The following is an 11,727-nucleotide window of genomic DNA, read 5'->3' on the forward strand; positions in this document are numbered from 1 at the left end:
CGCGGCTTTGCGAGAGAAACGCTTTTCAGCCGGAAAATGCCGCCACGGCGGAATCCCGCCACGATGTCCCTATGGGCACGACAGCAACCTGATCAGACACTCTTCGTGCCCTTCGTGAGCTTCGTGGTAGACCGCCTTTCAAACCACCGTTGAACAAGGCCAATTCGCGGGTATAATGAAATTTGATGCGGCAGCGCCTGATCGCTGCCGTTTTTGTTTCCGAAACACACCGATCCTGCCGGAATCACCCGATGTCGGATGCGCTGATGAAAAACTATGGCCGCCAGCCCGTCGCCTTCGAGCGCGGTGAAGGCGTGTGGCTGTGGGACACCGAGGGACGCAGGTACCTGGATGCGCTGGCCGGCATCGCCGTGTGCGGGCTGGGTCATGCCCATCCGGCCGTGGCCCGCGCCCTGTGCGAACAGGCGGGCACCCTGATCCACACCTCCAACGTCTATCGCATTCCGTTGCAGGAGCGGCTTGCCGAGCGGTTGTGTGCACTCTCCGGCATGGAGCGCGCATTTTTCTGCAACTCGGGTGCAGAAGCCAACGAGGCGGCCATCAAACTGGCACGCCTGCATGGACACGCCCGCGGTATCGACACGCCCACGGTGATCGTCACCGAGGGCAGCTTCCACGGCCGCACCCTGGCGACGCTCACCGCCACGGGGAACCCGAAGATCCAGAAGGGCTTCGAGCCGCTGGTACCAGGCTTCGTGCGTGTGCCGTACGGTGATCTGGACGCCATCGCCAGGTTCGCCAACGCGGAGATCGCCGCGGTGCTGGTGGAGCCGGTGACCGGCGAGGGCGGCATCCGCATTCCGCCGGCCGGCTACCTCGGGGGAATCCGCGAACTGTGCGATCGCCACGACTGGCTCATGATGCTCGACGAGATACAGGCGGGCATCGGGCGTACCGGCCGGTGGTTCGCCTGCCAGCACGAGGACGTGCTGCCCGACGTGATGTCCCTCGCCAAGGGGCTGGGCAACGGTGTGCCCATCGGTGCGACCCTGGCACGTGGCAAGGCGGCCGGGCTGTTCAACCCGGGCAGCCACGGCAGCACCTTCGGCGGCAACCCGCTGGTGTGTCGCGCCGCTCTAGCGGTACTCGACACCATGGAACAGGAGGACCTTCCGGCGCGGGCGGCAAAGATGGGCCGGACCCTGCAGGACGGTCTGCGCAAGGCCCTGGAGGGTATCGCCTGCGTGCGCGAGGTCCGCGGCACGGGGCTGATGATCGGCATTGAACTGGACCGCCCCTGCGGGGAGCTGGTGGGCCAGGCACTGGAACGCGGTCTGCTGATCAACGTCACCGCGGAACGGGTGATCCGCCTGCTGCCCCCACTGATCCTCGGAGAGGCGGAAGCCGACATCCTTATCGAGACCCTCGCGGGACTCGTGCAATCCTTTGCGGGCGAGGCCGCCTGACCCGGAGGCCGTCATGACCGTACGCCATTTTCTCTCCCTTCTGGATTTCAGCGCCGACGAATTGCGCGCATTGATCAACCGTGCCATCGAGCTCAAGCGCATGCAGCGCGAGGGCCAGGAGCACCTGCCGCTCAAGGGCAAGGTGCTGGGCATGATCTTCGAGAAATCCTCCACCCGCACGCGGGTGTCCTTCGAAGTGGGGATGATCCAGCTCGGCGGACAGGCGATCTTCCTCTCGCCTCGGGATACCCAGCTGGGGCGCGGCGAACCCATCGAAGACACGGCCCGTGTGCTGTCGCGCATGGTGGATGGCATCATGATCCGCACCTTCGAGCATGAGAAGGTCGAGCGCTTCGCCGCCTACTCGCGCGTGCCGGTGATCAACGGCCTCACGGACCTGGAACACCCCTGCCAGCTGCTGGCGGACCTGCAGACCTGGTTCGAGCATCGCGGCGACATCGCCGGGCGCACCGTGACCTATGTCGGCGACGGCAACAACATGTGCAACAGCTACATCAACGCCGCGCAGCGACTGGGCTTCACCCTGCGTGCCGCCTGTCCCGAGGGCTACGATCCGGACCCGGACCTGCTGGCCGCCGCGGGCGATGCGGTCAGCGTTGTGCGCGACCCTGCCGATGCGGTCTGGAATGCCGACCTGGTGGTCACGGACGTCTGGGCCAGCATGGGCCAGGAGGATGAGCAGGCGGCGCGCAGGCGGGCCTTCTCCGACTACGTGGTGGATGCCGCGCTCATGGAACTGGCCAACCCCGATGCGCTGTTCATGCACTGCCTCCCCGCGCACCGGGAGGAAGAGGTCTCCACCGAGGTACTGGAAGGCCCGCAGAGCGTGGTCTGGGACGAAGCCGAAAACCGCCTCCACGCCCAGAAGGCCCTCCTGGAGTTCCTGCTTGCCTGAGCCGGGGATTGCCGTTGAGAGGGGAAAAGACAATGGACAGGATTAACAGGATAAGAAACGGATTTACAGGATTGAATGATCTGCTGATGCTCCAGCAAATAATCATTCATCCTGTAAATCCTGAGAAATCCTGTTAATCCTGTCCATTCCGTTCTTTCACACCCGCGCCCCGGAACGTCGAAGATGCACCGGCGCTGTAACGGGACCGTCATATGGCACCATTAAGCTTTCGTGAATCTCTGCGGGCGTGAGGCCCTGATGGACGACGTCGATCTTTCAAACCCCGAGCTTTACCTCAACCGCGAACTGAGCCTGCTGGAGTTCAACCGGCGGGTGCTCGAACTGGCCAAGGACGAGTCCATCCCGCTGCTGGAACGCCTGCGCTTCCTGTGCATCTCCAGCACCAACCTGGACGAGTTCTTCGAGGTGCGGGTCGCCGGGCTCAAGCAACAAGTGCAATTGGGCGTGAACACGCCGGGGCCGGACGGGTTGTCCGCAACCGAACAGCTGACAAGGGTCAGCGAACAGGCCCACACGCTGGTCGATGACCAGTACCGCACGCTCAACGAGATCGTTATTCCCGCCCTGGAATCCGAGGGCGTGCGCTTCGTGCGCCGTACCCACTGGAACACGGAGCAGGCGAACTGGGTCAGGGAGTTCTTCCAGCAGGAACTCCTGCCCGTGCTCTCCCCGCTGGGACTCGACCCGGCCCATCCCTTTCCGCGCATCCTCAACAAGAGCCTGAACTTCATCGTCACCCTGGAGGGCAAGGACGCCTTCGGACGCGAGAGCCGCATGGCCGTGGTGCAGGCACCGCGTTCCCTGCCGCGCGTGATCCGCATCCCGCCGGAGATCACCGGCGGCGACTACGACTTCGTGTTCCTGTCCTCGATCCTGCATGCCCACGTCGGAGACCTGTTTCAGGGCATGACGGTGACCGGCTGCTACCAGTTCCGGCTTACGCGCAATTCCGACCTCTTCGTGCGCGAGGAGGAGATCGACGACCTGCTCATGGCTCTCGAGGGCGAGCTGCCCCAGCGCAACTATGGAGAGGCCGTGCGCCTGGAGGTGGCGGACAACTGCCCGCAGGCGACGGCGGAGTTCCTGCTGCGCCAGTTCAAGCTCGGCCCCGAGGACCTTTATCAGGTCAACGGCCTGGTGAACCTCAACCGGCTGCTGGCGGTGCATGACCTGGTGGAACGCCCCCACCTGCGCTTTCCGCCGTTCACTCCGTCCCTGCCGCCGGGCCTCGCCCCCGGGACGGACCTGTTCCAGACGGTGCGTCACGCCGACCTGCTGCTGCATCACCCCTACCAGTCCTTCATGCCCGTGGTGGAGTTCCTGCGCCAGGCGGCGCGGGACCCGGACGTGCTGGCCATCAAGCAGACCCTGTACCGCACCGGGGTACGTTCACAACTGGTGGACATCCTCGTGGAGGCGGCGGAGAACGGCAAGGAGGTGACGGTGATCGTGGAGCTGCGCGCGCGCTTCGACGAGGAAGCCAACATCCAGCTCGCCAACCGGCTTCAGGATGCGGGCGCGCATGTGGTCTACGGCGTCGTGGGCTACAAGACCCACGCCAAATTGGCCATGGTGGTACGCCGGGAGAAGGGCCGGATCGTGCGCTACGTGCATCTGGGCACCGGCAACTACCATACCGGCACCGCGCGCGCCTACACGGACTTCGGCCTGATCACTGCCGACAGGACCGTCGGCGAGGATGTGCACAAGGTCTTTCAGCAACTCACCGGACTGGGCAAGGTCTCGCGACTCAAGCGGCTGCTCCAGGCCCCCTTCACGCTGCACTCGGGGATGCTCGAACGCATCGAGCGTGAGACGGCGCACGCCCTGGCAGGACGGCCCGCACGTATCATCGCGCGCATGAACTCGCTGATCGAGCCGCGGGTGATCCAGGCCCTGTACCGCGCCTCCGGGGCCGGGGTGCGGGTGGACCTGATGGTGCGCGGCATGTGCAGCCTGCGCCCCGGTATCCCCGGGATCTCGGACCATATCCAGGTGCGTTCGGTACTGGGGCGCTTCCTGGAACACTCACGGGTCTTTTATTTCGAGAACGGCGGCGAACCGGAACTGTTCCTCTCAAGCGCTGACTGGATGCCGCGCAACTTCTTCCGCCGTGTGGAGGTGGCCTTCCCGGTCACCGACGAGGTCTTGCGCAAGCGGGTGCTGCAGGAAACCCTGCTCAACTACCTGGCCGACAACACTCAATCCTGGGCGCTGCAGAAGGACGGCAGCTACAAGCGCCTCAAGCCCGCATCCAACCAGAAGCCTCGCTCGGCGCAGAATGATCTGCTGGCGCAGTATTCCACGACTTGAAGGCAATTCAAGATTCAATATTCAAGATTCAAAGGGTAAGCATCGAAGCCCGGTTCGCCCCAGGTGCGGACTTCCGCACTCCCTTTGAATCTTGAATCTTGAATCTTGAATTTGTTCAAACAACCTTCAGCTTCATCCCCGCAACCTTGAGGAAATCCCTTTCCCGGTCCAGATCGGCCCGGGTGAGCGGGTGTGCGTCCAGCCAGCCCGGGGCGAAGACGAGCTTCACGCTGTTGCGGCCCGTGGCGAGGGATTGCAGTTCGGGTGCCACGTCACTTCGGCTTCGGCGAAACAGCACCGCGAGACGCAGCAGCACCGCGAGACGCGTAAGCCTCGGCCGCAATTCCCTGGGCACTGTCTGCTCGATCGCCTTGACCGGAAACTTGCGCCGGTGGGCCAGTACCAGCAGGGCGAGCCACTGCTGCCCCTGACGGGAGAAACCGGCCAGATCGGCGTTGGCCAGCAGGTAGGCGCCGTGCTTGTGGTAGCCCGCATGGGCGATGGCAAGCCCCAGTTCATGCAGGCGCGCGGCCCAACTCAGGGTATCCGCGGCATCCTCGTCCATTTCCCAATCCTCGCCGACCTGCTCCAGGAGTCCGCGTGCCGTGGTCTCCACCCGTTCTGCATGGGCCGCGTCCACCTGGAAGCGGCCCATGAGTCCCTCGATGGTCCGGGTGCGGACATCCTCGTGACTGATGCGCCCCAGCAGGTCGTATACGAGCCCTTCTCTCAGCGCCCCGTCGGACACCTGCATGGACTCGATCCCGAGCGCCTCGAAAATGGCCAGCAACACCGCCACGCCACCGGGAAACACCGGTTTCCTGTCGTCGCTGAGGCCGGACAGGTCAAGCCGCGAGACATCGCCTGCCGACAGTATGGCCTCACGCAGGCGATGAAGCCCTTCCAGGGTTACGCCGCCCTGTGCCCAGCCCAGTTCGCGCAGGACCCGCTCGACCGCCAGCAGCGTCCCCGAGGCGCCCAGTGCGTCCTTCCAGCCAAGCGCCCGGAAAGGGCGCTCCAGGGGCTGCAGTTCCAGGCGCGCGGCAATGTCGGCGGTACGCCAACCGGTCTCCGTGATGCGCCCCTGAGGAAAGTACAGCCGACTGAAACTCACGCAGCCCATGTACAGGCTTTCGCCGTGAAGGGGCTCGAAGCGCTCGCCGATGATCAGCTCCGTGCTGCCGCCGCCGATGTCCACCACCAGGCGTCGCCCCCCGTCATCGGCCAGGGCGTGTGATACGCCCAGGTAGATGAGGCGCGCCTCTTCGTGTCCGCCGATCACCTCGATGGGATGTCCCAGGGCCGCGGCGGCACGCGCCATGAATTCCGAGGCATTACGGGCCTTGCGCAGCGTGTTGGTGCCCACCGCGCGCACCGCGCCCTGGGGCAGGTCGCGCACACGCTGCCCGAAGCGCTCCAGACAGCCCAGCGCGCGCTCCATGGCCTCCTCGGTCAGGTTGTCGCGCGCATCCAGGCCCGCCGCCAGGCGCACCGTCTCGCGCAGGCGATCCAGCATATGGACGTGGCCTTGCTGCACCCGCGCGACGATCATGTGGAAGCTGTTCGAGCCCAGATCAACGGCGGCAACGACCTCGGGGACCTTGCGGCGTCGGAACATGGAGGTCAGGACCGGTCAGCGGGTTGGGGGTTCATGGACAGATGGGCAGGCGATGGTGGAAACCCGGGCATCTTCGCATGGTAAGTCTGAAATGTTGCACGCTGACGACAGAATTGTGTGCACATGCCTGATCGATGTCTAAAGATTGCGCAGCAGACTCTGTGGCAACAACCAGATGAGTGTGCCCGATCCCTTCGCCGGCGGACCGTCGAAATGCAATGCACAGGCCGCACCCTTCTTCATCTCCACCGATACCGCCCCGCACAGCCAGGCGATCAGGTGCGAGAGGTCCGGTTCGTGCCCCACCAACACGACACACCCGCTCCCCACCTCCCCTTCGAGCCAGCGGCTCAGCGCTTCGGGCTCCGCGCCGGGGGTCAGTTCCGCAAACGACTCCACCCGGGCACGACCCAGTTCGTCCGCCAGGATTCGCGCGGTATGCTCCGCCCGGGTGCATGGACTGGTCAGGATCCTGTCCACCCCGTCGAGCCATTCCGCCATGCGTCTGGCCGCCCGCTTCATGCGCTTGACCCCCTGCGGGGTCAGCGGCCGCTCGCAATCCGGCGCGCCAGTGGCCGCAAACGCCGCCGGATCCTCCGCCTGGCTGTGGCGGACAATGATCAGGGTGAGATCGCGGTCTGCCCCTGCGTCTGACACCGGATGCCTCCACCGGTTGGTGTACTCAGTAGTACAGTGCGATGGAAAGGGGGGTCAGGGCAAGCGCCGGCCACCCGTCACGAACAGGGTGTCGCACACCGCCCCTGAATCGGCGGTTGCGGAGATCGGTTGCGGGATATCACCCCAGAATCCCCCGCAGCACGAAGAAGTAGAGGATCGCGAGGATTGCACCGGCGGGCAGGGTGACGATCCAGGACAGGAAGATGGTACGCACCACGCCCATGTTGATGGCGGCGATACCGCGGGCCATGCCCACACCCAGCACACCGCCCACCAGGGTATGGGTCGTCGAGATGGGCAGTCCGGTCCCCGAGGCGAGCACCACCGTGATGGCGGCGGCCAGGGTCGCGGCAAAGCCGCGGCTCGGGGTGAGCTGGGTGATGCCGGTGCCCACGGTGGCAATGACCTTGTGACCGTAGGTCACGAGCCCGACCACGATACCCACGCCGCCAAGGATCAGAATCCAGATGGGCATCACCGTCTGGACATCGACCGCGCCGGTCTGCACCACGCTCACCACCGCCGCCAGCGGCCCCACGGCATTGGCCACGTCATTGGAACCATGGGCAAACGCCATGGCGCAGGCGGTGACCAGCATGAGCACGCCGAACACCTTCTCCACATTGGAGAAGTGAAAATCCCGATCGGCATCGGGATCAAAGCGAAGGCGTCGAATGGCATGAACACCGAAGGCGGTGACCACCACTCCGATACCGATGGCGATGGCATAGGTCTCAAAAGTGGTGAACTGCAGACCGAGATGCGTAAGGCCCTTGAGCAGCGTCACCATCGCGGTGATGAACGCCGCGAGAAAGATGTAGGCGGGCACGAAGCGCTTGGCGTTGGCCAGCGGATCCGGGGTATCCAGGATGAGGATCTGCACGCTGCGAAACAACGCAAAGGCGATGGTGCCGGCCATCAGCGGCGACACCACCCAGGACATGGCGATGCGCCCGACATTGGACCATTCCACAACCTCCACGCCGATGCCCACCGCGGCGAAACCCACGATGGCCCCGACGATGGAATGGGTGGTGGATACGGGCCAGCCGAAATGCGACGCGATGAGCAGCCAGGTGCCCGCCGCAAGCAGGGACGCCAGCATGCCGAACACCAGAAGGTCCGGGGAATCGGCCAGGAGATCCGCGTCCATCATGCCGCTGCGGATGGTCTGCGTCACCTCGCCCCCTGCAAGCCACGCACCGGCAAACTCGAATATCGCGGCGATGATCACCGCCTGGCGCAGGGTGACCGCCTTGGAGCCGACCGAGGTGCCCATGGCATTGGCCACGTCGTTGGCCCCGATGCCCCAGGCCATGAAAAAGCCGAACACGCAGGCGAGGATGATGAATACGACGCCGTATTCCAGCATGGAGAATCCTTCGACAGATCCGGCTAACGCGCCAGCATGAGTTGCAGGCGGCTCCCCACCCGTTGTGCCTCATCGGCCAGCCCGCCGATGTTGTCGATGATCCGGTACATGAACATCACGTCCACGGGAAACAGGTCCGCCTCCTGCCGGAACAGGGTTTCCCTCACGCGTCTCTGAATGGCATCGGTGTCCTGCTCGATCTTGTCCAGCTCCGTGAGCATCTCGTTGACCACGTCCACCTCGTGCCCCCTGAAACCGGTCTCCACCAGTTCGTCCAGCTCGTGCACAATGCGCCCCGCCTGCCGCACCGCGTCGATGCAGCGGTCCAGAAAGTGCTTCAGATCGGGAACGAGATTCTCCGGGAAGCGCATCTTGCGGCCCAGGATCAGGCCGGCGATGTCCTTGGCGGTGTTGGCGATGCGGTCCTGTACGGTGAGCACCTCCAGTACGTCGCGACGTGACATGGCGAGCATCATGCCCTTGGGCAGTTGCAGGCGCAGTTCCTTCTTGAGGGCATCGGCCTCCCGTTCCAGCAATGCGATCTTCTGCTGCTGCGCCCCGGCTCTCTGCCAGTCATCGGCGCACACCGCCTCGAAGAAGGCGGGCAACTCGGCGACACAGATCTGGACCTTGTCCATGTGCGCCTGCAGCGGGCGAACGGGGGAGCGCCCGAAAAGGTCGTAAACGAAATTCTTGGTGAACATGGCCGAAGTCCCGGACGGAATCGGGTCTATTGTAACCAAATTGTCACATCGGGAAGGAGACCGGCGACCTGCCAATATCGGGAGCCGTCAGGCGCTCGCGCTTCGGGGGGGGCGATGCAGGATGCGGGTAGCAGGGAAACTGCAGGTGAAGCGGCTCCCCTCGCCGGGTCGGCTTTCGATCTTCAGACGGGCATCGTGGCGCTGCAGGACGTGCTTGACGATGGCCAGGCCCAGGCCCGTCCCGCCGCTGACGCGCGAGCGATCGGAGTCCACCCGGTAGAACCGCTCGGTGATACGGGGGATGTGCCGGGGCGCGATGCCGATACCCGTGTCGCGGACCTCGAAATGGGCGCCCGCATCGTCCGCGTACCAGCGCAGGGTGATCCGCCCGCCGGGGGGCGTGTAGCGCACGGCGTTGCTCACCAGGTTGGAAAAGGCGCTCTGCAGTTCGGATTCCACGCCCTGGAGCCACAGATCCGGGTCCGATTCCAGCTCCACGGTGAGTCCGCTCTCGGCGCCGAGCACGCGCGCATCCTCCGCGAGGCCTGCCACCATGGCCGGGACCGAGACCGGGCGGGTCTCCGGAGGCCGTCCATCGCCCGACTCCAGCCGCGACAGGGCGAGCAGGTCCTCGATGGTGCGGCGCATGCGCGTCGCCTGGGCCTCCATGGCGCGATAGGTGTGCGCAAGCTGCGGATCCTCCCGGGCATCCTCGGCCAGGGACTCCAGGTAGCCCGTGATCACCGTGAGCGGCGTGCGCAGCTCATGGGAGACGTTGGCCACGAAATCGCGCCGCATCTGTTCCAGGCGATGTATGCGGGTGACGTCGCGCACAGACAGCAGGAACTGGCGATTTCCGAACGGGACCAGGCGGGCGCTTACGCGCCGGTCTGAATCGGGGCTGACGGGAAACTCCACCGGCTCGCCGTACTCCCCGCCGTTCATGTAGGCGACAAAATCCGGGTGACGCAGCAGGTTGGTGATCCGCTGGCCCACGTCGTCGGGGGATTTCAGTTCCAGGAGCCGGACGGCGGCCTCGTTGAACCACTCGATGTCGTAACGGGGTCCGAGGATGACGGTGGCATCAGGCATGGCGGCGCTGGCCTCGTGGAAACGGGTCAGGAGTTTGGCGATCTTCTTCTTGCGCCGGCGGCCGCGCATGTAGAGCCGGTAGTGCTCGTTGATCAGATCCCCCCAGACGCCGCTGGCATCGGGCGGATCATCGCGCCGGCCCGCACGAATCCAGTTGACGAAGCGCCGAAGCTGGTGGAGCTGCCAGCCGATGTAGGCGAGCAGCGACAACGGCAGGGTCCAGGCCAGGGCACCGAAAAGCCAGCCGAGTACAAGCCCTGCGAGGACGAAGCCCGCCAGACGCCAGAGTTCCACCGTCCAGGGGCCGGTCAAGGCATCACCCCTGCTCCGAGAACCGGTAACCGGCGCCGCGCACGGTCTGCACGCAGCGATCGTAGCCGGCGGGGCCGAGCACCTTGCGAAGCCTCAGAATGTGCACGTCCACCGTGCGCTCTTCCACGTAGGCGTTGCGTCCCCAGACATGGTCCAGAAGCTGGGAGCGCGAGTAGACGCGCTCGGGGTGTGTCATGAAGAAGTGCAGCAGCCGGTACTCGGTCGGCCCCATCTCCAGGGCCTTGCCGTCCACGGTGACCCGGTGACTGCCGGGGTCAAGGCTCAGGCCGTTCACCTGGAGGGGCTTGTCACCGCCCTCGGGCGAGGTACGCCGGATGACCGCCTTGATGCGGGCTACCAGTTCACGGGGGGAGAAGGGCTTGGTGACGTAGTCGTCCACGCCCGCCTCCAGGCCGCCCACCTTGTCATCCTCCTCGCCGCGGGCGGTGAGCATGATGATGGGTACCTCACGGGTGTACTCGTCGCGCTTGAGACGGCGCGCCAGTTCCAGCCCGCTGATCCCGGGCAGCATCCAGTCCAGCACGATCATGTCCGGCAGCCGCTCGGACAGGCGCGCCTGCGCCTCGGTGCCGTCCGCAGCCTCGTCCACCTCGAAACCCGCCCGGGCCAGGGCAAAGCCCACCAGCTCCCGGATGGCAGGCTCGTCCTCCACGATCAGTACTCTCTTGCCGTTCATGGTGCCTCGCACGCATTCATGGAACGGTCGTATTACACCGGACGATTATGACAGACCGGTGACAGGGCGCGCGTGGACCAGGGAGAAGTAGCCGTTGTCCGGCTCGTAGCAGGCGATCGGCTCCAGCCCCGCCGCGCCCAGCAGGGCGTCAATGTCCTCCGGCGTGAACTTGCGGCTGATTTCGGTGAGGATGGATTCGCCGCGCGAGAAATCCAGGCGCTCATTCATTCGTCCCAGACGCACCGATTGCTCCACGCGCGACACCAGGTGCATCTCGATGCGCCGGCGTCCCACGTCGTATCGGGCGCGGTGGGCGAAGGCCCCGGGATCGAAATCGGCATCCAGCGCCCGGTTGAGCACCGAGAGCAGATTGAGGTTGAAAGCGGCGGTCACCCCTTCGGCGTCGTCGTAGGCCGCCTCCAGGACGTCGGGCGCCTTGACCCGGTCCAGGCCGAGCAGCAGGCTGTCCCCCGGGTCCATGACGGCGGCCAGATCGCTCATGAACGCGATCGCCTCGGCGGGCTCAAAGTTGCCGATGGTGCTGCCGAGAAAGGCGAACAGGCGCCGCCCGGGCGGC

General features: G+C 65.2%; 10 protein-coding genes. 3 read left to right on the plus strand and 7 right to left on the minus strand.

Annotation, left to right across the window (positions count from 1 at the left end; translation table 11 throughout):
- Positions 1 to 251: 251 nt before the first annotated feature.
- From B1C78_RS04430 to ppk1, 3 genes are all read left to right on the plus strand, one after another.
- A complete protein-coding gene (locus B1C78_RS04430) occupies positions 252 to 1,427 on the plus strand; it encodes an acetylornithine transaminase (protein WP_077277943.1) in 1,176 nt (391 codons plus the stop codon).
- 13 nt (positions 1,428 to 1,440) lie between these two features.
- The gene (argF, locus tag B1C78_RS04435) at positions 1,441 to 2,343 is read left to right on the plus strand and encodes an ornithine carbamoyltransferase (RefSeq protein WP_077277944.1); all 903 of its coding nucleotides are present in this window, start codon (positions 1,441 to 1,443) and stop codon (positions 2,341 to 2,343) included.
- A gap of 258 nt (positions 2,344 to 2,601) precedes the next feature.
- Complete coding sequence (gene ppk1 / locus B1C78_RS04440; protein WP_077277945.1) at positions 2,602 to 4,677, plus strand: polyphosphate kinase 1; 2,076 nt, start codon at positions 2,602 to 2,604, stop codon at positions 4,675 to 4,677.
- 115 nt (positions 4,678 to 4,792) lie between these two features.
- Here ppk1 and ppx read toward each other — a convergent pair whose 3' ends face one another.
- The 7 genes from ppx to B1C78_RS04475 all read right to left on the minus strand — a co-directional run.
- Positions 4,793 to 6,295: an exopolyphosphatase gene (gene ppx / locus B1C78_RS04445; RefSeq protein ID WP_077277946.1), complete on the minus strand. Its 1,503-nt coding sequence runs from the start codon at positions 6,293 to 6,295 to the stop codon at positions 4,793 to 4,795.
- Between the two features lie 138 nt (positions 6,296 to 6,433).
- Positions 6,434 to 6,952: a phosphohistidine phosphatase SixA gene (sixA, locus tag B1C78_RS04450; protein ID WP_077277947.1), complete on the minus strand. Its 519-nt coding sequence runs from the start codon at positions 6,950 to 6,952 to the stop codon at positions 6,434 to 6,436.
- Positions 6,953 to 7,091: 139 nt separating this feature from the next.
- Complete coding sequence (locus B1C78_RS04455) at positions 7,092 to 8,345, minus strand: inorganic phosphate transporter (RefSeq protein WP_425443954.1); 1,254 nt, start codon at positions 8,343 to 8,345, stop codon at positions 7,092 to 7,094.
- A 23-nt stretch (positions 8,346 to 8,368) separates the two neighbouring features.
- Positions 8,369 to 9,049 (minus strand): TIGR00153 family protein, encoded by a 681-nt coding sequence (locus B1C78_RS04460; RefSeq protein ID WP_077277948.1) that lies wholly within the window; start codon positions 9,047 to 9,049, stop codon positions 8,369 to 8,371.
- A gap of 87 nt (positions 9,050 to 9,136) precedes the next feature.
- On the minus strand, positions 9,137 to 10,453 hold the full coding sequence (gene phoR, locus B1C78_RS04465) for a phosphate regulon sensor histidine kinase PhoR (protein ID WP_139349805.1): 1,317 nt from the start codon (positions 10,451 to 10,453) through the stop codon (positions 9,137 to 9,139).
- Between the two features lie 4 nt (positions 10,454 to 10,457).
- On the minus strand, positions 10,458 to 11,150 hold the full coding sequence (gene phoB, locus B1C78_RS04470; protein ID WP_077277949.1) for a phosphate regulon transcriptional regulator PhoB: 693 nt from the start codon (positions 11,148 to 11,150) through the stop codon (positions 10,458 to 10,460).
- A gap of 45 nt (positions 11,151 to 11,195) precedes the next feature.
- Positions 11,196 to 11,727: L-histidine N(alpha)-methyltransferase (locus B1C78_RS04475; RefSeq protein ID WP_139349806.1), on the minus strand; the 532-nt coding region annotated here is incomplete at its 5' end.

It is taken from the genome of Thioalkalivibrio denitrificans, from assembly GCF_002000365.1.
Lineage (GTDB): Bacteria > Pseudomonadota > Gammaproteobacteria > Ectothiorhodospirales > Ectothiorhodospiraceae > Thioalkalivibrio_A > Thioalkalivibrio_A denitrificans.

Excerpts from the sequence above, each read along its gene's own strand:
- B1C78_RS04430 (WP_077277943.1), top strand. The coding sequence starts at position 252 with ATGTCGGATGCGCTGATGAAAAACTATGGCCGCCAGCCCGTCGCCTTC.
- argF (WP_077277944.1), top strand. The coding sequence starts at position 1,441 with ATGACCGTACGCCATTTTCTCTCCCTTCTGGATTTCAGCGCCGACGAA.
- ppk1 (WP_077277945.1), top strand. The coding sequence starts at position 2,602 with ATGGACGACGTCGATCTTTCAAACCCCGAGCTTTACCTCAACCGCGAA.
- ppx (WP_077277946.1), bottom strand. The coding sequence starts at position 6,295 with ATGTTCCGACGCCGCAAGGTCCCCGAGGTCGTTGCCGCCGTTGATCTG.
- B1C78_RS04455 (WP_425443954.1), bottom strand. The coding sequence starts at position 8,345 with ATGCTGGAATACGGCGTCGTATTCATCATCCTCGCCTGCGTGTTCGGC.
- B1C78_RS04460 (WP_077277948.1), bottom strand. The coding sequence starts at position 9,049 with ATGTTCACCAAGAATTTCGTTTACGACCTTTTCGGGCGCTCCCCCGTT.
- phoB (WP_077277949.1), bottom strand. The coding sequence starts at position 11,150 with ATGAACGGCAAGAGAGTACTGATCGTGGAGGACGAGCCTGCCATCCGG.